The organism is Pseudomonas sp. P7779, from assembly GCF_013386315.1.
In the GTDB taxonomy this organism is placed as follows: Bacteria; Pseudomonadota; Gammaproteobacteria; order Pseudomonadales; family Pseudomonadaceae; genus Aquipseudomonas.
Genome location: NZ_JACARZ010000075.1, coordinates 41,009 through 61,882, shown reverse-complemented (window position 1 = coordinate 61,882; position 20,874 = coordinate 41,009). Strand labels below are relative to the sequence as shown.

Annotated in this window: 15 protein-coding genes; 12 read left to right on the top strand and 3 right to left on the bottom strand. The window is 61.3% G+C overall.

The genetic code is table 11. From position 1 onward, the window contains the following. Positions 1-254: 254 nt before the first annotated feature. Complete coding sequence (locus HX869_RS21795) at positions 255-518, top strand: hypothetical protein (RefSeq protein WP_003216918.1); 264 nt, start codon at positions 255-257, stop codon at positions 516-518. A 107-nt stretch (positions 519-625) separates the two neighbouring features. Here the strand turns inward: HX869_RS21795 and HX869_RS21790 are convergent, their stop codons facing one another. After that, entirely contained in the window at positions 626-1,729 is a 1,104-nt protein-coding gene (locus HX869_RS21790) for a GlxA family transcriptional regulator (protein WP_003216915.1), read from the bottom strand. 541 nt (positions 1,730-2,270) lie between these two features. Next, complete coding sequence (locus tag HX869_RS21785; RefSeq protein ID WP_177020218.1) at positions 2,271-3,647, bottom strand: L-serine ammonia-lyase; 1,377 nt, start codon at positions 3,645-3,647, stop codon at positions 2,271-2,273. A gap of 436 nt (positions 3,648-4,083) precedes the next feature. Between HX869_RS21785 and HX869_RS21780 the strand changes: the two genes are divergently transcribed. From HX869_RS21780 to choV, 3 genes are all read left to right on the top strand, one after another. Then, positions 4,084-5,031, top strand: coding sequence for a choline ABC transporter substrate-binding protein (locus HX869_RS21780; protein WP_178903631.1), 948 nt, complete (start codon positions 4,084-4,086; stop codon positions 5,029-5,031). 68 nt (positions 5,032-5,099) lie between these two features. Next, positions 5,100-5,945, top strand: a complete 846-nt coding sequence (choW, locus tag HX869_RS21775) for a choline ABC transporter permease subunit (protein ID WP_003216909.1) — start codon at positions 5,100-5,102, stop codon at positions 5,943-5,945. After that, positions 5,942-7,120 carry a choline ABC transporter ATP-binding protein gene (gene choV, locus HX869_RS21770; protein WP_178903630.1) on the top strand — a complete coding sequence of 393 codons (1,179 nt, stop codon included), beginning with the start codon at positions 5,942-5,944 and terminating at the stop codon, positions 7,118-7,120. Before choW ends, choV begins: the two co-directional genes overlap by 4 nt. Before the next feature lie 154 nt (positions 7,121-7,274). Here the strand turns inward: choV and HX869_RS21765 are convergent, their stop codons facing one another. Further along, positions 7,275-9,209: a BCCT family transporter gene (locus tag HX869_RS21765; protein WP_236260840.1), complete on the bottom strand. Its 1,935-nt coding sequence runs from the start codon at positions 9,207-9,209 to the stop codon at positions 7,275-7,277. A 376-nt stretch (positions 9,210-9,585) separates the two neighbouring features. On the opposite strand from HX869_RS21765, the gene betI reads away from it, so the two are divergent. From betI to dbpA, 8 genes are all read left to right on the top strand, one after another. After that, positions 9,586-10,179, top strand: a complete 594-nt coding sequence (betI, locus tag HX869_RS21760) for a transcriptional regulator BetI (protein ID WP_003216902.1) — start codon at positions 9,586-9,588, stop codon at positions 10,177-10,179. 61 nt (positions 10,180-10,240) lie between these two features. Continuing rightward, positions 10,241-11,713, top strand: a complete 1,473-nt coding sequence (gene betB, locus HX869_RS21755) for a betaine-aldehyde dehydrogenase (RefSeq protein ID WP_003216900.1) — start codon at positions 10,241-10,243, stop codon at positions 11,711-11,713. Between the two features lie 196 nt (positions 11,714-11,909). Continuing rightward, positions 11,910-13,613: a choline dehydrogenase gene (gene betA, locus HX869_RS21750; protein ID WP_178903629.1), complete on the top strand. Its 1,704-nt coding sequence runs from the start codon at positions 11,910-11,912 to the stop codon at positions 13,611-13,613. Between the two features lie 211 nt (positions 13,614-13,824). After that, entirely contained in the window at positions 13,825-15,267 is a 1,443-nt protein-coding gene (locus tag HX869_RS21745; protein ID WP_134327445.1) for a TldD/PmbA family protein, read from the top strand. Then, positions 15,267-16,583: a TldD/PmbA family protein gene (locus tag HX869_RS21740; RefSeq protein ID WP_178903628.1), complete on the top strand. Its 1,317-nt coding sequence runs from the start codon at positions 15,267-15,269 to the stop codon at positions 16,581-16,583. Before HX869_RS21745 ends, HX869_RS21740 begins: the two co-directional genes overlap by 1 nt. Positions 16,584-16,912: 329 nt before the next feature. Continuing rightward, on the top strand, positions 16,913-17,803 hold the full coding sequence (locus tag HX869_RS21735) for an alpha/beta fold hydrolase (RefSeq protein ID WP_102604368.1): 891 nt from the start codon (positions 16,913-16,915) through the stop codon (positions 17,801-17,803). Positions 17,804-17,839: 36 nt separating this feature from the next. Further along, a complete protein-coding gene (gene mdtD / locus HX869_RS21730; protein ID WP_003216894.1) occupies positions 17,840-19,267 on the top strand; it encodes a multidrug transporter subunit MdtD in 1,428 nt (475 codons plus the stop codon). Positions 19,268-19,397: 130 nt separating this feature from the next. Then, positions 19,398-20,735, top strand: coding sequence for an ATP-dependent RNA helicase DbpA (gene dbpA / locus HX869_RS21725; protein WP_236260841.1), 1,338 nt, complete (start codon positions 19,398-19,400; stop codon positions 20,733-20,735). Positions 20,736-20,874: the final 139 nt, after the last annotated feature.

Sequence of the window (20,874 nt, the reverse complement as noted above, 5' to 3'; positions counted from 1 at the left end):
AAAGCACTCTGCCCCGATCCAGCCGTTACAGGATCGGGGCAGAGTGCTTTGTGTGAGCGGCGCATCCCGAGGGTGACCAAACCTTCAAGCTGCTTGCTTGATGCCAGTGTGCACACTCCCCTGCCTTGCGAGTTAGCCGAAAACGACCTGTTCATAGGTGTGCCGGACATTCATGCATTCAGGCCTTGCCGACTCGGTGATGGCCTACCAGAATCGACTTCAATCCCCCCGCTCCCCTAACAAGGATTAACGTCATGATGCACGCGGATTTGATTGACCAGGATGACCTGCTGGGCCAGCTGCGGTCGTTGGGTTTCGAGGTGTCCAGCGGCGCTACCGCCGAGCAGGCTTGCGAGTGTGCGGTGCGCGGCTTGAGCGCGGCGCGGGCCAAGGCGCTCAAGGGTATGGTTGAGCAGATGTACACCGGCAGCGCGACGATCTTGCCGGCGGTGAGGCAGGCGATCGACAAGCAGTTGTTGCCGGCGCTGGTGCAATTTCGGCAGAACTCTGGCGCCTGATATACCGCATTCGCGAGCAAGCCCGCTCCCACATTCGACCGCGTTCCTACTGAAAAAACGCGGTCAAGTGTGGGAGCGGGCTTGCTCGCGAATGCAGGCGGCTCGGTCTAAAGCCTTACACTCGCGAAAGTCGACTCATTCCTGGCCTGGCTCAACGCCGACAACGGCCCGGACAACGGTGACAACACCAGCGCCTGCGGAATCGGCATCATCGCTACCTGCTGCGTGGTGTTGGAACCCACACGCTCATCCCGCGGCGGAATGCCGAAGTATTCGCGGTAGCACTTGGAGAAGTGCGGCGTGGAGACAAACCCGCACACCGACGCCACTTCGATGATCGACATCGGCGTTTGCTTGAGCAACTGCCGCGCACGGATCAGGCGCAACTTGAGGTAGTAGCGCGACGGCGAACAGTGCAGGTATTTCTGGAACAACCGCTCCAGTTGACGCCGGGAAACCGCTACGTACACCGCCAGTTCATCGAGGTCGATCGGCTCTTCCAGGTTGGCCTCCATCAGCGCGACGATTTCCTGCAACTTCGGCTGGTTGGTGCCAAGCATGTGCTTGAGCGGCACACGCTGGTGATCCTGTTCGTTGCGGATGCGCTCGTACACAAACATCTCGGAGATCGCCGCCGACAATTCACGGCCGTGGTCGCGGCTGATCAGGTGCAGCATCATGTCCAGCGGCGCGGTGCCGCCGGAGCTGGTGAAGCGGTTGCGGTCGAGGGTGAACAGGCGTGTGCTCATGGCCACGCGGGGAAAGGCTTCCTGCATCGACGCCAGGCATTCCCAGTGCACGCTGCAATCAAACCCGTCCAGCAGGCCGGCGCAGGCCAGGGCCCAGCTGCCGGTGCACACCGCGCCAAGGCGACGGGATTGGCGCGCCTGGCTTTGCAGCCACGACACATGTTCACGGGTCACGGTGCGCTGGATACCCACGCCGCCACAGACGATCACGGTGTCCAGGGCCGGGGCTTTGTGCATGGAAGCATCGGGGGTGATTTGCAGACCGTCGCTGGCCCACACCTGGTTTCCGTCCACACTCAACGTCGTCCAGCGATACAGCTCGCGGCCGGAGAGTTGGTTGGCCATGCGCAGGGGTTCGACTGCGGAGGCCAGGGAAATCAGCGTGAAATTGTCCAGCAGCAAAAAGCCGATGGATTGAGGCGCACGGTTCTGGGGTTGAGCCCCGGAGTTGAACGACGTCATCGCGGTATCTCCTCACACAAAGCGGGTGATGGCCTCAGGCGAGGCTCTTGTTATTGCGCTCATCGCCTTAAGGAAACTCCTATGGCGAGAGGCTTTGTATTGATAGAGCAAATGCCATGCCTAAAGTTGAATGCGTATTCAATAACTCCTGAAAACGACCTCATGACGTGTCTATATAAGCCCGCGCATGGAGTGGGGGATATGACCCAGAAAAGACGTGAGAGAACGCAGGCTCAAGGTGTGTGAGCAGATCGGTAGCACTTGTGGGAAGGGAGAGAAACGACGTGGGAAAAGTCTGTCACCACAAGCACGGGTGACCGATGGTCATGAGGGGAAATCGTTCGGGAGCTACTTATCTAATTGCGACGCGCTAAAAGGTGGCGCTTGCGGGTGTCGGTGTTCACTTTATGAGCAGTGTTGCCTGGTCTACCGCATTCGCGAGCAAGCCCGCTCCCACACTTGACCGCGTTTTTTCAGTAGGAACTCGGTCGAATGTGGGAGCGGGCTTGCTCGCGAATGCAGGCGACGCGGTCTTTCCGGATCAACACTCCACCGCACTCACCGCCAACCCACCCCGCGATGTTTCTTTGTACTTGTCATGCATATCCGCCCCGGTATCGCGCATGGTGCGGATCACCCGGTCCAGCGAGATGAAGTGCTGGCCATCCCCCCGCAGCGCCATCTGCGCCGCGTTGATCGCCTTCACCGCGGCAATCGCATTACGCTCAATGCACGGCACCTGCACCAGCCCGCCTACCGGGTCGCAGGTCAGGCCGAGGTTGTGCTCCAGGCCGATCTCCGCCGCGTTGCACAATTGCTCCGGCGTAGCCCCGAGGATCTCCGCCAACCCCGCCGCCGCCATGGCGCACGCCGAGCCGACTTCACCCTGGCAGCCGACTTCGGCACCCGAGATCGACGCGTTTTTCTTACACAGGATGCCCACCGCCGCCGCGCCGAGGAAGTAGTCGACCACGTTGGCCTCGGTCACTTCTTCGCTGAACTTCATGAAGTAGTGCAGCACCGCCGGGATGATCCCCGCCGCGCCGTTGGTCGGTGCCGTGACCATGCGCCCGCCGGCGGCGTTTTCTTCATTCACCGCCAGGGCGAACAGGTTGACCCATTCCATCGCGCTCAAGGTCGAGCCGATCACGTTCGGCTTGCCCAGCTCCTGCAAGCTGCGGTGCAACTTGGCTGCACGGCGCCTTACATTGAGGCCGCCGGGAAGGATGCCTTCGTGCTTTAGGCCTTGCTCCACGCAATCCTGCATGGCGCGCCAAAGCTTCATCAGGCCGCTGCGGATTTCTTCTTCCGAGCGCCAGGTTTTTTCGTTCGCCAACATCAGCTCAGCGACCCGCAGGTTGTGGGTCTTGCACAGCTGCAGCAGTTCCACCGCACTGGAAAAATCATAGGGCAGCTCGGTGCGGTCCATGTCCGCCACGCCGCTTTTGGCCTGGGCTTCATCCACCACGAATCCGCCGCCCACCGAGTAGTAGGTGTCGCGGTGCAGCTCGCCGTTATCACCAAACACCACCAGGGTCATGGCATTGGGGTGGAACGGCAGGTTTTCGTCGATCAGGCGCATGTCCCGCGCCCATAAGAAAGGCACCGGCAAACGTGCGTCCAGCAGCAGGGTGTTGGTCTCGCGCAGGGTTTCGATGCGGATGCCGATCTGTGACGGATCGATCGCGTCCGGCCACTCGCCCATCAGGCCCATGATCACCGCGTTGTCGCTGCCGTGACCGATGCCCGTGGCCGATAAGGAGCCATACAGCTGAACTTCGACGCGCCTGACTTGTTCCAACACATCACGTTCACGTAATCCTTGAACGAACAACGCCGCGGCGCGCATGGGGCCGACGGTGTGAGAACTCGAAGGCCCAATGCCGATCTTGAACAGGTCGAAAACGCTGATAGCCATTGCCGTGAAACTCCTCGATGAGCACAGGCCAGGCGCACATAACGCCTGGTGACGGAGCTGCTACGCTCATGTCGCAATCCGCCCAGATGCGGCCATCATCAAGCTTTTGTTGGCGCTCACGGCGTCTCACACCGACGTACCCATGCTCATCAGCGCCGCTGTTGTGGAAGGCGACGTTTTGGCCGTTTTTTGCGGTGCAGATCGGTAAAAAGTGCAGTTTTGCCGTGGAAAAAATCTGTAAGCGACGTCACCGACACTGGATACGACCATCCCTGTACTGGATACGACGCCCCCTGTAGGCGTCAGATTTTCACTGGTACATGATCAGTCTCGACTCGTTTGCACAGTTGCGTGGCAGAGCTGTGCCGCACGCCCAACCGCAACACCTATAAGCGCGGTGTTATTGCCGCCAGAAAAACACCAGGAGTCCACCCCCATGAAAGGTTCCCCGTCGTTGTTGTTGGCCGCCATGCTGAGTCTGCCAGTCGTGGCTCACGCTGCAGAACCGGCGCAATGCCAGACCGTCAACTTCTCCGATGTCGGCTGGACCGACATCACCGTCACCACGGCCACCACCAGCGAAGTCCTCAAGGGCCTCGGCTACAAACCCCGCACCACGATGATTTCAGTACCCGTGACCTACAAGTCCCTGGCCGACGGCAAGAACATGGACATCTTCCTCGGCAACTGGATGCCGACCATGGAAAACGACATCAAGCAGTACCGTGATGCCGGCACCGTGGAAACCGTGCGCGCCAACCTGGAAAACGCCAAGTACACCCTGGCCGTACCGGAAGCGCTGTACAACAAGGGCCTGAAAGACTTCGCCGACATCGTCAAATTCAAGGATGAGCTGGGCGGCAAGATCTACGGGATCGAGCCGGGCAACGACGGCAATCGGACCATCCAGACCCTCATCGACAAGGACGCTTTCGGCCTGAAAACCGCCGGTTTCAAAGTGGTCGAATCCAGCGAAGCCGGGATGCTTTCGCAGGTGGAACGCGCCACCAAGCGCGACCAGGCCATCGTGTTCCTCGGCTGGGAACCGCACCCGATGAACACCCGCTTCAAGATGAAGTACCTGACCGGGGGTGATGATTCATTCGGCCCCAACTACGGCCAGGCCACCATCTACACCAACGTCCGCAAGGGCTACACCCAGCAATGCAGCAACGTGGGCCAGTTGCTGAAAAACCTGTCGTTCACCCTGAACATGGAAAGCACCCTGATGGGTAACGTCCTGGACGACAAAATGAAGCCTGACGCCGCCGCCAAGGCGTGGCTGAAGAAGAACCCGCAAGTGCTCGACACCTGGCTCGCCGGTGTCACCACGGTCGATGGCAAACCAGGACTGGAGGCCGTCAAAGCTTACCTCGCCAAGTAAACCGCTGACCCCGGGCCGGTACGCTGGCCCGGGATGTTTTTCCTCTTCGCATGTGGACATTCACTACCATGCTGACTGAACATAAAATCCCGCTAGGCCAGTACATCGCTGCCTTCGTTGAGTGGTTGACCCAACACGGGGCCGCCTACTTCGACGCAATCGCATCGACCCTGGAAACGATGATCCACGGCGTGACGTTCGCGCTGACCTGGTTCAATCCACTGGCATTGATCGGTCTGATTGCGCTGCTCGCTCACTTCATTCAACGCAAATGGGGCCTGACCGTTTTTGTCATCGCCTCCTTCCTGCTGATCCTCAACCTGGGGTACTGGCAGGAAACCATGGAGACCCTGGCGCAAGTGCTGTTCGCCACCCTGGTCTGCGTGGTGATCGGGGTGCCGCTGGGCATTGTTGCCGCGCACAAACCGATGTTCTACACCCTGATGCGGCCGGTGCTCGATCTGATGCAGACCGTACCGACCTTCGTCTACCTCATCCCTACCCTGACCCTCTTCGGGCTGGGTGTGGTGCCCGGGCTGATTTCCACGGTGGTGTTTGCGATTGCCGCGCCTATCCGTCTGACTTACCTGGGTATCCGTGATGTGCCGCAAGAGTTGATGGACGCCGGCAAGGCCTTTGGCTGCTCGCGCCGTCAGTTGCTCTCGCGGATCGAACTGCCCCACGCCATGCCGAGCATCGCCGCCGGCATTACCCAATGCATCATGCTGTCGTTGTCGATGGTGGTGATCGCGGCCCTGGTGGGCGCCGACGGCCTCGGCAAACCGGTGGTCAACGCGCTGAACACCGCCGACATCGCCCTGGGCTTTGAAGCCGGCCTGGCGATCGTACTGCTGGCCATCATGCTCGACCGCATCTGCAAACAACCCGACGCCAAAGTAGGGGGTGATGCATGAGCATTATCCGATTCGAAAATGTCGACGTGATCTTCTCCAAAGACCCACGCGAGGCGCTCAAGCTGCTGGACCAGGGCATGACGCGCAACGAGATCCTGAAAAAGACCGGGCAGATTGTCGGCGTTGAAAAAGCCAGCCTGGATGTCGAGAAAGGCGAGATCTGCGTGCTGATGGGCCTGTCTGGTTCAGGCAAGTCGAGCTTGCTGCGCTGCATCAACGGCTTGAACACCGTCAGCCGTGGCAAGCTGTTTGTGGAGCATGAAGGTCGGCAGATCGACATCGCATCCTGCACCCCCGCCGAGCTGAAAATGATGCGCACCCAGCGCATCGCCATGGTGTTCCAGAAGTTCGCCCTGATGCCCTGGCTGACGGTGCGCGAGAACATCAGCTTCGGCCTGGAGATGCAGGGCCGCCCGGAAAAAGAGCGGCGCAAGCTGGTGGACGACAAGCTGGAACTGGTGGGCCTGTCGCAGTGGCGCAACAAGAAGCCCGACGAGCTTTCCGGTGGCATGCAGCAGCGTGTCGGCCTGGCCCGCGCATTGGCGATGGACGCCGATATCCTGTTGATGGACGAACCCTTCTCGGCACTCGACCCGCTGATCCGCCAGGGCTTGCAGGATGAGTTGCTGGAGCTGCAACGCAAGCTGAGCAAGACCATCGTATTCGTGAGCCACGACCTGGATGAGGCGCTGAAACTCGGCAGCCGCATCGCGATCATGAAAGACGGCCGGATCATCCAGTACAGCGTGCCGGAAGAGATCGTGCTGAACCCGGCGGATGACTATGTGCGGACCTTTGTGGCCCACACCAACCCGCTGAATGTGCTGTGTGGCCGCAGCCTGATGCGCACGGTGGATAACTGCACCCATGTCAACGGCTCCATCAGCCTGGACCCGGGCGGTGACTCGTGGCTGGACCTGGCCGAAGGCAACACCATCAAGGGCGCGCGGCAGAACGGTTCGGTGCTGAACCTGCAGAACTGGGCACCGGGGCAATCGGTGGAGGGCCTGGGCCGGATGCCGACGCTGGTGGATTCGAATATCGGGATGCGTGAGGCGTTGCAGATTCGGTATCAGACAGGGAACAAGCTGGTGCTGCAGGACAACAACAAGGTGGTGGGGATTCTGGGTGACAGCGAGCTCTATCACGCCCTCTTGGGCAAGAACCTGGGCTAACAGACACCGCAAAAAAAATGTGGGAGCGGGCTTGCTCGCGAATGCGGTGTATCAGTGTCAGATGTACTGACTGACACTGCGCATTCGCGAGCAAGCCCGCTCCCACATTTTGCTCAGGTGGTGTCAGTAACGACACCACCTGTCCTTTCAACACTCAGCTATAGACACGGCCAAGGAGCTGCCGATGGCTTTCAAACTGATCGAGCACGTCCCGGGTGATCTGCTCCTGGGTGAAGCCCATCAGGTCGTATTCCTGAGGCCCGTTGTGCAGGTAAACCTCGGCGCGGTAGTAGCGCGTGCGTTCTTCCTCGGGCAAGTCGTTCGGTGCCGACGAATAAGCATCCAGGCTGACCTCGTAGACAAACGGATTGCCCTCTTGCATCTCGATGCGCACACCAATGCAGCGCTTGGATTTGCCCAGCAGGGTCTGCACTTCCAGCCCCTGGTCACGCAACGCAGTCGCCGCTTCTTCCAGCGCCGGCGTGACGTGCTTGTCCATAAAGCGTTGCACGGTACCCTGGCTAGGTTGCAGGTCCAGGGCAGTCAAACGCTCGCTGAAACCACGCCGACCACGCTCGGCCAACTGCGCCTGCTCCAACTCGATCGCCACGTCCTGGCGCATCGCCTTGTGCAGGCCGAACATGAAGAACACCAGCACCACCGAGAACGGCAAGCCCGCCAGCACCACCATGGTTTGCATGGCTTCGAAGTTACCGGCGAACAGCAGGCCGATGGTCACCAGGGTGATCACCGCCGACCAGAAAATCCGCAGCCAATGCGGCGCATCTTCGTCAACGTTGCCGCCCTTGCAGGACAGGTTCGCCATCATCACCGCGCCGGAATCCGCCGGGGTCAGGAACAGTACGAAGCCCACGAAGATCGACACACCGATGACGATTTTCGACGCCGGGTAATGCTCAAGCAGTTGGTAGATCGCCATGGACGGCTGTTCCAGCGCCGTCTTGCCCAACTCCACCGCGCCATGGTTCACCACCAGGTCCAGGGCCGAGTTGCCGAAGATCGACAGCCACGCCAGGGTGAAGCCCAGCGGGATCAGCAGCACGCCGGCCACCAGTTCACGCACCGTGCGACCACGGGAAATACGCGCGATGAACATGCCCACGAATGGCGCCCAGGAAATCCACCAGGCCCAGTAGAACAGGGTCCACAGGCCCATCCAGCGTTCGGTCTTGTCGGCGTCGCCTTCGTACACGTACAGGTCGAAGGTCTTCAGCACGATGCCGTTCATGTAGTCGCCGATGTTCTGCACGAAGCCGTTGAGCAGGTGCAGGGTCGGGCCGAACAGCAGCACGAAAATCAGCAGGCCGCTGAACAGCACGATGTTCAGGTTGGACAGGCGGCGAATGCCGTTCTCCACACCCGACACGGCGGCAATGGTCGCCACAGTGCTCATCACGATGATCACGATCAGCAGGTTGGTGTTGCTGTGCTGCATGCCGAACAGGTTTTCCAGCCCGGACGACACTTGCATCGAGCCAATCCCCAGGTTCGTCACCAGGCCCAGCAGGGTCACGAACATGCCGAAGCCGTCCACCGCGTGACCGGCCGCGCCTTTGACCCAACGCTCGCCCACCAGCGGGTACAGCGCCGAGCGCAGGGCCAGCGGCTGGTTATGACGGTAGGCAAAGTACGCCACGGCCAGGCCGACCAGTGCGTAGATCGCCCAGCCGTGCAGGCCCCAGTGCAGGAACGTCAACTGCAACGCCTGGCGTGCAGCTTCGCCGGTGGCCGATGCGCCTTCAGGCGGGTTGAAGTAGTGGTCCAGCGGCTCGGAGGCGCCGAAGTACAGCAGCGAGATGCCGATGCCCGACGAGAAGAGCATGCCGGCCCAGGCGCCGTAGCTGAAGTCCGGGGTGTCGTCCTTGCTGCCCAGTTTCAATTTGCCATAGGACGAAAACGCCAGGCCCACCACAAACACCAGGTAGGCGGCGATCACGACCATGTAGTACCAGCCAAAGCTTTTCGACAACCAGGCTTGGGCCACACCGAGCATCCTGCCGGCTTCCTGCGGGGCGATGATCAGAATCGCGGTCAACAACAGAATCAGCGCGGTGGAGGTGTAGAACACCCAACCGTTGACCCGCACCTTTTCTGGCGGGGTCTTTATAAGAGAGGCAGAACTCATGGCACAGATGCTCCGGGCAGTGCAGAGAAACACAAGGCAACGCTTGACCCGAGCCATCGATTTTTCGGCAGTCGACGGACGGGTGTATAAAGACACCCCGAAAAACCATAAACCCCCGGCGAACCGCTGTGCCGGGCTGTTTCATGGGTTTTCCCGATGTCAGGTGGCGCCACATGCACGTAGGAAATACCTGTAGGCAGCGACCATTTGTCGCAGATCTTATTCTTTGTTGATTGAACGTTCAATCAAAACAAAATAGACTGGCCCTCAAGCCGACGGACGTTTATCGCCCGTTGGCAGGCCTAAGGAGAGGTGCACGATGCCCAAGGTCGGTATGCAACCCATACGCCGCCAGCAGTTGATCGAAGCCACATTGACGGCCGTCGATCAGGTCGGAATGGGGGATGCCAGCATTGCGCTGATCGCCCGTCTGGCCGGTGTCTCGAATGGCATCATCAGTCACTATTTTCAGGACAAGAATGGCCTGATCGCCGCCACGATGCGGTACCTGATGAACGTGCTGATCGAGAACGTCACCGAGCGCCGGTTGGCGCTGAAAGATGACAGCCCGCGGGCCCATCTTCAGGTGATCATCGAAGGCAACTTCGACGCCAGCCAAGTCAACGGCCCGGCTATGAAAACCTGGCTGGCCTTCTGGGCCACCAGCATGCACCACCCGTCATTGCACAGGCTGCAGCGGATCAACGATCACCGTCTGTATTCCAACCTGTGTTGCCAGTTCCGCCGAGCGTTGCCGTTGCCCGAGGCACGCAGCGCAGCCCGAGGCCTGGCGGCCCTGATCGACGGTTTGTGGTTGCGCGGCGCCCTGTCGGGAGACGCTTTCGACACGGAGCAGGCGCAACGGATCGCTTACGAATACATGGATTTCCAATTGGCCAAGCAGGTGAGTTAGAGCACACATAAACGCTCAACTCCCGAACCGCGCCAACCACTAATGCACTTGCGAGGACTTTATGGCCCGTTTCGAACTGCAAAAACTCTACATTGACGGCGGCTACTCCGACGCTGGCAGCGATGCCACTTTCGAAGCCATCAACCCGGCTAACGGTGAAGTTCTCGCCAACGTGCAACGCGCTACCAAAGAAGACGTCGAGCGCGCTGTGGTCAGCGCCGAAAAGGGCCAGAAAATCTGGGCCGCCATGACTGCCATGGAGCGTTCGCGCATCCTGCGTCGTGCCGTCGATATCCTGCGTGAGCGCAACGACGAACTGGCCGCCCTGGAAACCCTGGACACCGGCAAGCCGTATTCCGAAACCCAATACGTCGACATCGTCACCGGCGCTGACGTGCTGGAATACTACGCAGGCCTGGTGCCCGCCATCGAAGGCGAGCAGATCCCGCTGCGTGACACCTCGTTCGTCTACACCCGTCGCGAGCCGCTGGGCGTCGTGGCCGGTATCGGCGCATGGAACTACCCGATCCAGATCGCCCTGTGGAAATCCGCACCGGCCCTGGCGGCCGGTAACGCGATGATCTTCAAGCCAAGCGAAGTCACCTCGCTGACCACCCTGAAACTGGCTGAAATCTACACCGCCGCCGGCGTTCCGGATGGCGTGTTCAACGTCCTGACCGGCAGCGGCCGTGAAGTCGGCACCTGGCTGACCGAACACCCGCGCATCGAGAAAGTCTCCTTCACCGGCGGCACCGACACCGGCAAGAAAGTCATGGCCAGCGCTTCGAGCTCTTCGCTCAAGGAAGTCACCATGGAACTGGGCGGCAAATCCCCGCTGATCATTTTCGACGACGCCGACCTCGACCGCGCCGCCGACATCGCGATGATGGCCAACTTCTACAGCTCGGGCCAGGTCTGCACCAACGGCACCCGCGTATTCGTTCCGACCGCCCTCAAAGGCGCCTTCGAAGCCAAGATCGCCGAGCGCGTTGCCCGCATCCGCATCGGCAACCCGGAAGATGAAAACACCAACTTCGGCCCGCTGGTCAGCTTCGCCCACATGGAAAGCGTGCTCGGCTACATCGCCAAAGGTAAAGAAGAAGGCGCCCGCGTGCTGTGCGGCGGCGACCGTCTGACCGACGGTGAATTCGCCAAGGGTGCCTACGTGGCCCCGACCGTGTTCACTGACTGCACCGACGAAATGACCATCGTCCGTGAAGAAATCTTCGGCCCGGTGATGAGCATCCTCACCTACGACACCGAAGAAGAAGTGATCCGCCGTGCCAACGACACCGACTTCGGCCTGGCCGCTGGCCTGGTGACCAAGGACCTGAACCGCGCCCACCGCGTGATTCATCAGCTGGAAGCCGGTATCTGCTGGATCAACGCCTGGGGCGAGTCCGACGCGAAGATGCCGGTGGGCGGCTACAAGCAGTCGGGCGTGGGCCGTGAAAACGGGATCAGCTCGCTGAACAACTTCACTCGCATCAAATCGGTACAGGTTGAGCTGGGCGACTACGCCTCGGTGTTCTAAAACCTGATTGAGCCTGGCATGGCCCATGTGGCGAGGGGGCTTGCTCCCGTCGGGCCGCGAAGCAGCCCCATGCCAGGTACCGCAGTTCTTTCAGACAGAACTCGAGCGCTGACTTTGCGACTGCTGCGCAGTCGAACGGGAGCAAGCTCCCTCGCCACAAAAGCAGCCTGAACCAACTTTCACGAGGGTGCATTCAATGTCCCAAGAATACGACTACATCATTGTGGGTGCCGGCTCCGCCGGTAACACCCTGGCGACCCGTCTGACCGAAGACGAAGGCGTCACCGTCCTGCTGCTGGAAGCCGGCGGCCCAGACTACCGTTTCGATTTCCGTACCCAGATGCCAGCCGCCCTGGCATTCCCGCTGCAAGGCCGTCGCTACAACTGGGCCTACGAAACCGATCCAGAGCCACACATGGACGGCCGCCGGATGGAGTGCGGTCGCGGCAAGGGCCTCGGCGGCTCCTCGCTGATCAACGGCATGTGCTACATCCGCGGCAACGCGATGGACTACGACAACTGGTCGAAACTGCCGGGCCTGGAAGACTGGACCTACCTGGACTGCCTGCCGTATTTCCGTAAAGCCGAAACCCGCGACATCGGCCCGAACGACTACCACGGTGGCGACGGCCCGGTCAGCGTGACCACGCCAAAGGCCGGCAACAACCCGCTGTTCCACGCGATGGTTGAAGCCGGCGTACAGGCCGGTTACCCACGTACCGAAGACTTGAACGGCTACCAGCAGGAAGGCTTCGGCCCGATGGACCGTACCGTGACGCCAAACGGTCGTCGCGCCAGCACCGCTCGCGGTTACCTGGACACGGCCAAGAAGCGCTCGACGCTGACCATCGTCACCCACGCCCTGACCGACAAAGTCCTGTTCGAAGGCAAGCGCGCCGTTGGCGTTCGCTACCTGATCGGTGCTGCCGAAGAACGTGTTGAAGCCCGTGCCCGCAAGGAAGTCCTGGTGTGCAGCGGCGCAATCGCTTCGCCGCAACTGCTGCAACGTTCCGGCGTTGGCCCGGCGAAACTGCTGGAAAGCCTCGACATCCCGGTGGTCCACGACCTGCCAGGCGTCGGCGAAAACCTGCAGGATCACCTTGAGCTGTACCTGCAATACGCCTGCACCCAACCGGTCTCGCTGTACCCGTCGCTGCTCTGGTACAACCAGCCGGCCATTGGTGCCGAGTGGCTGTTCAACGGCACCGGCATCGGCGCCAGCAACCAGTTCGAAGCGGGCGGTTTCATCCGTACCCGTGAAGAATTCGATTGGCCGAACATCCAGTATCACTTCCTGCCGGTAGCGATTAACTACAACGGCAGCAACGGTGTGAAAGAGCACGGTTTCCAGGCGCACATGGGTTCCATGCGTTCGCCGAGCCGTGGCCGCGTGCAGCTGAAGTCGAAGAACCCACGGGAATACCCGAGCATCCTCTTCAACTACATGTCTACCGAACAGGACTGGCAGGAATTCCGCGACGGCATCCGCCTGACCCGTGAAATCATGCAACAGCCGGCACTGGACCAATACCGTGGCCGCGAAATCAGCCCGGGCATCGACGTGCAGACCGACGAGCAACTGGACAAGTTTATCCGTGAGCACGCCGAGACCGCGTTCCACCCGTCCTGCTCGTGCAAGATGGGCACCGACGAGATGGCCGTGGTTGACGCCGAAGGCCGTGTGCATGGCATGCAGGGTCTGCGCGTGGTTGACGCCTCGATCATGCCGATCATCACCACCGGCAACCTGAACGCGCCGACGATCATGATCGCCGAGAAAATCGCCGACAAGATCCGTGGCCGCAAGCCACTGCCGCGCAGCACTGCGGATTACTACGTGGCAGGCGATGCGCCGGTGCGTGGCAAGCCGATGCGTGAAGTGGGTCCTGCTGCGCAGTAACTGATGGACCGAGGTGCTCCCTTCGCGAGCAAGCCCGCTCCCACATTTTTGACCGTGTGAACCCGATCAAATGTGGGAGGGGGCTTGCTCCCGAAGAGGCCCGATCTGACACCGCAAGACCTCCCGCCCGCCTACACTTTCCTTGATCAGCTCCCAGCCCAGGCCTACTCTGTTTGCCTGCCCGCGCCGAGCCGCCCACAAGGAAGGCCCCATGTTCGAACACCACGCCACACTCAAAAAGCAGTTCAGTGCCCTGCGCACCACCGCCGAATTCTTTTCCCTGCGCTACGTCCGCGAGTCCGGCCAGTACCTGTCGGTACGCAAGAACGTCGCCGAGCCGCCACACCTCAGCCAGGACGAAGGCGCGATGCTCACCGTGCGCCTCAATGGCGTCGAAGCCTACGCCGCCACCCACGACATTTCCCTGCCCGGCCTGCAAGCCGCCCTTGAGCGCGCCGAACAGCAAGCCCGCCTCATCAAGCCCCACGCCCTGCTCGACCTGCGCGACCAGCCAGTGTCCAGCGACATTGCCGACTACCTGTCGCCGAGCCTCGACCAGCCCTTCCCGTCCCTGAGCGACTGCTACCAACTGCTCGGCGCCGAATCGGCCGCCGTGCCCAAGGACGAGCGCCTGGTGAACTGGGAAGTCAGCCTGGGCACCACCCACGTCGAACAGATCTACCTCAACAGCGCCGGCGCCGAACTGCGCCAGGCCCAGCGGTTTGTGTTCCCGGGTGTCAACGTCACGGCCTACGACGGCAATGACAGCCAGACCCGCACCCTGGGCGGCACCAACTTCGGCCAGCAAGGCGGCTTTGACGTGATCAGCCGCTTCGGCCTGGTGGGCGCCGCGCCGCAAATTGCCGACCAGGCGCTGCAACTGCTGCTGGCCCCGAACACACCCCAGGGCCCACGCGACCTGCTGCTGATGCCCGACCAGATGATCCTGCAGATCCACGAATCCATCGGCCACCCGCTGGAACTCGACCGCATCCTGGGCGACGAGCGCAATTACGCCGGCACCAGCTTCGTCAAGGCCAGCGATTTCGGTCACCTGCAATACGGCTCCAACCTGCTGAACGTGACCTTCGACCCGGACATTCCCGAGCAGCTCGCCAGCTACGGGCATGACGACGACGGCACGAAGGCCAGCAAACAATTCCTGATCCGCGAAGGCTTGCTGCTCAAGCCGTTGGGCGGTGCGTTGTCGCAATACCGCGCCGGCATGCAAGGCGTGGCCAACAGCCGTGCCTGCAGCTGGAACCGCGCGCCGATCGACCGCATGGCCAACCTGAATATCGAGGCCGGCGACCAGAACATGGCGCAGCTGATTGGCGGCATCGAGAACGGCATCCTGATGTCCACCAACCGTTCGTGGTCGATTGACGATGCACGCAACAAATTCCAGTTTGGCTGCGAGTGGGGCCAGTTGATTGAAAACGGCGAACTCAAAGGCGTGGTGAAGAACCCCAACTACCGGGCGATTTCCGCGCAGTTCTGGCGCAACCTCAGCGCCGTCGGCGACGCCAGCACCTTCAAGGTGCTGGGCACGCCGAACTGCGGCAAGGGCGAACCCAACCAGGTGATCCGCGTCGGCCATGCGTCGCCGGCCTGTGTGTTCAGCAACGTGGACGTGTTCGGGGGAGACGCCTGATGAATAATTTCAAAGCCCTGGTGGATTGGCTCAAGCAGGCCATCACCGACCACGAACAATTCCACCTCGGCTACGCCGACGAGTCCTCCGAGTTTGTGCGTTTCAACCACGGCAAAGTGCGCCAGGCCGGCCAGGTGCAACAGGCCAGCCTGAACCTGAAGCTGATCAACGACGGGCGCCACGCCGACCTCGGTATCACTCTGGCGGGCGAGCCTGAACTGGATCGCCAGCGCCTGGCCAACGGCCTGCAACAACTGCGCGAGACCTTGCCGTTGTTGCCGCAGGATCCGTACCTGCTGCTCAACCACAACGCCTGGCAAAACAAGGACCAGCAGGACCGACCGCTGCCGGACCTGGCCCAGGTGCTGGAAGCAGTCAGCCTGGCCGCTGAAGGTGTGGACATGGTCGGCTTCTACGCCGCCGGCCCTATCAGCCGTGGTTTCGCCAGTTCATCAGGCGCCTTCGGCTGGCACCAGGCCAACAGTTTCAACTTCGACTTCAGCCTGTTCCACGCCAACGGTGAAGCGGTGAAAGCCAGCTACGCCGGCAACGATTGGGACAGCGTGGCCTTCGCGCAGCGTTTCAAGCAGGCCCGTGAGCAACTGGAATACCTTGGTCGCCCGCTGCACCCGCTGGCACCGGGGCAATATCGCGCCTACCTTGCCCCGGCGGCCATGGAAGAAATCATCAGCATGCTCACCTGGGGCGGGTTTTCCGCCCAGGCCATAGCCAGCAAAGGCAGCCCGTTGCAACGGTTGTATGGCGGTGATCAGTCCTTGAGCCCGCTGGTGACCCTGGACGAACAGGTCAGCGGCTCCCTGAGCTCGGCGTTTTCCCGTGACGGCTATCCGCGCAGTGATGTGAAACTGATCAATGCCGGCAAGGCTGAAGGCCAATTGGTGAACTCTCGCAGTGCTGCCGAATACGGCTTGAGCACCAATGGCGCCAGCGGCGATGAATCTCCAAGCGCCCTGCAGATGGCCGCCGGCGACCTGGCCCAGGCCGATATCCTCAAGCAATTGGGCACCGGCTTGTACATCAGCAACCTGTGGTACCTGAACTACTCCGACCAGCCCGCCGCGCGCCTGACCGGCATGACCCGCTTCGCCACGTTCTGGGTCGAAGACGGCGAGATCAAGGCGCCGGTCAGCACCATGCGTTTTGATGACAGCGTGTACAGCCTGCTGGGCTCGCAACTGGAAGCGCTGACCGCTGATCGGGAATTGCTGCTGTCGGCGAGTACGTATAGCCAGCGCAATACGTCATCCAATCTGCTGCCGGGGGCGCTGGTAAAACGCCTGACCCTGACCTTATAAACAACGCAAAACCCATGTGGGAGCGGGCTTGCTCGCGAATGCGGCGTGTCAGCCACTACATCTGTGACTGAGGCACCGCATTCGCGAGCAAGCCCGCTCCCACAGTTGATCGCATTCCACATTTTGATTCGGTTCATCCTCAAAGCCCCACTCCAGACACCTGGCCGTCCGGCCAGTTGTCGCTCGCGAAAAACCTCGTTATAAAGGTTGGTGGCACCTAGCCACGTCCGCGCGGTAAAAAAACTCAAACAACACCCCGCCGTCCTCAACCCACTTGCACGCAAGTGATGCACGACCTTGCCCGGGATAGGGCAAGCTGGAGCGTTGACATGAACCATGGAAGTTTTGTCATTGAAAAGCTGTTCAAGCACTACAACGTTCACGTAGAGCAGCTTGGTAACAACCCAGAGAAGAAAACCGTGCTGTTGGTCAACGGCGCGCTGTCCACCACCCGCTCGTTTGCACGCACCAGCAAGTGCCTGTCCGAGCACTTCAATGTGCTGATGTTCGACCTGCCGTTCTCCGGCTATTCACGCCCGCACAACACCGACCTCGACCTTGTGACCAAGGACGATGAAGTGCAGATCCTGCGCGCTCTGGTGGAACGCTTTGAGGTCAACCACCTGGTGTCTGCCTCATGGGGCGGGATTTCCACGCTGCTGACCCTCGCCCATAACCCGCCGTCGATTGAAAGCTCGGTGGTGATGGCACTGGCGCCCAACCTCAACCAGGCCATGCTCGAATACGTAGAGCGGGTGCGCGTGCTGATCGAGGCCGATGACAAATCCGCCGTCGGCCATCTGCTGAATGAAACCGTGGGCAAATACCTGTCGCCCCGGCTCAAGCGCAACAACCACCGGCACCTGTCGACCATGGCCACCACCGAGTATCGCCAGGCACGCTTCCATATCCATCAGGTGCTGGCCCTGGGTGACGGCAACTACCTGCCGCAACTGACCCGGATCGAAACCCCGGTGCACTTCCTCAACGGCGTGCTGGACGAGTACACCCCGGCAGACGAAGCCCAACTGTTCAAGAAATACGTAGGCCGCAGCAGCTTCGCCACCGCCGAGCACACTGGCCATTTGCTTGACCTGGAATCCCGCGAAGCGGCCCTGGCCGTGCACCGCGCGCTGATTGATTTCCTGGTGGGCAAACACGTGGAGTTGTCAGATATAGACGAAGGGCCTGTGGGAAAAGGAGCCGCCGATGGCGCATAATCGCCGACACATAGGCTGCTAACAAAAAGGTAACTCATGCCGAATCGCGCCCCTCTCGATGCCAAGACCGCCCGCTGGCTACCCTGGGTGGTAGCGATTGCCTTCTTCATGCAGTCGCTGGATGGGACGATTCTCAACACCGCCTTGCCGGCCATGGCTCGAGACCTGGCGGAGAACCCCTTGCGCATGCAAGGCGTAGTGATTGCCTACATGCTCACCGTGGCCCTGCTGATTCCCGCCTCGGGTTGGGTGGCCGACCGCTTCGGCACCAAGAAGATTTTCTTCGGCGCGATCATGCTGTTCAGCATTGGCTCGTTGCTCTGCGCGCTCTCCAGCACGCTGACCATGCTGGTGGGCGCCCGGGTGATCCAGGGCCTGGGCGGTGCGTTGATGTTGCCGGTGGGCAGGCTGGTGGTGCTGCGCGCCTACCCGCGCTCGGAGCTGGTGCGGATCATGGGTTTCATCACCATTCCCGGGCTGCTCGGCCCACTGCTCGGCCCGACCATGGGCGGCTGGATGGTGCAATACCTGACCTGGCACTGGATCTTCCTGATCAACCTGCCGGTGGGCATCATCGGCTGCTACGCCGTCTGGAAATTCATCCCCGACCTGCGCGGCAGCGAACGTACGCGGTTCGACGGCGTGGGTTTCCTGCTGTTCGGCGCGGCGATGGTGCTGATCACTATCGCCATGGAAGGCCTCGGCGAATTGCACCTGCCGCACCTGCGGGTGATGTTGCTGCTGTTCGGCGGCCTCGCGTGCCTGGCGGCTTACTGGCTGCGCGCCGGGCATATCGACAACCCGCTGTTCTCGCCGGTGCTGTTCAAGACCCGGACCTTTGCGGTGGGCATCCTCGGCAACCTGTTCGCTCGCCTGGGCAGCGGCGCGTTGCCGTTCCTGGTGCCGCTGTTGCTGCAGGTGGCGCTCGGTTACTCACCGTCCGAAGCCGGGATGAGCATGCTGCCCCTGGCGGCGGCGGCGATGTTTGCCAAGTCCATCGCCCGGCCGCTGATCGAGCGCCTGGGCTACCGCGTGGTGCTGACCGGCAACACCCTGGCGCTGGGCATCATGCTGGCAAGCATGGGCCTGGTCAGCGAACACACGCCCTACCCGCTGCTGCTGAGCATGCTGGCGATCCTCGGGGCGATCAACTCGCTGCAATTCACCGCGATGAACACCGTGACCCTGATCGACCTCGACGACGCCCAGGCCAGCAGCGGCAACAGTTTGCTGTCGGTGGTGGCGCAGTTGTCCCTGAGCCTTGGGGTGGCCTGCGCCGGTGCGCTGCTGGGTGGTTTTACCGCCGAAGTGGGCAACGACGGGGTCGACACCGTGCTCGGCGCGTTCCAGTTGACCTTCGTCACCGTGGGCATCATGGCGATGCTGGCGGCGGCGATCTTCCTGCAATTGTCGCCAAAAGACGGCAAACGCGTGGTCAGCCGTGAGCACGACATTGAGCATTAACAGGCTTCTCGTCTAGAACTTGCAGGGAAAATCCCACGAGGCTGGTACACTGCGCGACATTTTGTTTTGCAGAGCCAGTCCCGTGACTACCATCGCCACCGCTTTTAATACTTTGCCCCTGTCCGCCGCCATGCTGGCTAACCTCGACTCGCTGGGTTATGTCGAGATGACGCAGATCCAGGCGCAAAGCTTGCCGGTGATCCTCAAAGGGCTGGACCTGATTGCCCAGGCCAAGACCGGCAGCGGCAAGACCGCAGCCTTTGGCATCGGCCTGTTGAACCCGATCAACCCGCGCTACTTCGGCTGCCAGGCACTGGTCATGTGCCCGACCCGCGAGCTGGCTGACCAGGTGGCCAAGGAAATCCGTCGCCTGGCCCGCGCCGAAGACAACATCAAGGTGCTGACCCTGTGCGGCGGCGTGTCCCTCGGCCCGCAGATCGCTTCCCTGGAGCACGGCGCCCACGTCATCGTTGGCACCCCGGGCCGTATCCAGCAGCACCTGCGCAAGGGTTCGCTGGTTTTGGACGGCTTGAACACGCTGATCCTCGATGAAGCCGACCGCATGCTCGACATGGGCTTCTACGACGCCATCGAAGACATCATCAGCAAGACCCCGGCCCGCCGCCAGACCCTGCTGTTCTCGGCCACCTACCCGGTGAGCATCAAGCAGCTGGCCTCGAAATTCATGCGCGCGCCGCAACAGGTCAAGGCCGAAGCGTTCCACTCGGACGACCAGATCGAGCAACGCTTCTACGAGATCTCCCCGGAAGAGCGCATGGACGCGGTGACCAAGGTCCTGGCGCATTTCCGCCCGGCGTCTTGCGTAGCCTTCTGCTTTACCAAGCAGCAAGTGCAGGAAACCGTGGATCACCTGACCGCCAAGGGCATCTCCGCCGTTGGCCTGCATGGCGACCTGGAACAGCGCGACCGTGACCAGGTACTGGCGATGTTCGCCAACCGCAGTACTTCGGTACTGGTCGCCACTGACGTTGCCGCCCGTGGCCTGGACATTGATGCACTGGACATGGTGATCAACGTCGAACTGGCCCGCGACTCGGAAATCCACATTCACCGCGTGGGCCGTACCGGTCGCGCGGGTGAGACTGGCATCGCTATCAGCCTGGTTGCCCCGTCTGAAGCCCACCGCGCCCAGGCCATCGAGCAGTTGCAGAAGTCGCCGCTGAACTGGGACCAGTTGGACAACCTCAAGCCTCAGAGCGGCGGCCCGTTGCTGCCGGTGATGAGCACCCTGTGCATTGCCGCCGGCCGTAAAGACAAGGTTCGCCCGGGCGACATCCTCGGCGCACTGACCGGTGAAGCCGGGATCCCGGGGGCCCAGGTCGGCAAGATCGCGATCTTTGATTTCCAGGCGTTCGTGGCCGTTGAACGCGGGATCGCCAAGCAGGCATTGCAGCGTTTGAATGACGGCAAGATCAAAGGCCGTTCGTTGCGCGTGCGTATCCTGTAAAGATCTCAAGCTATACCGAGATCAAAAATGTGGGAGCGGGCTTGCTCGCGAATGCGGTATATCAGTCGACAGATTCGGTGACTGACACTGCGCATTCGCGAGCAAGCCCGCTCCCACATTTGACTGTATTCCAATTCAG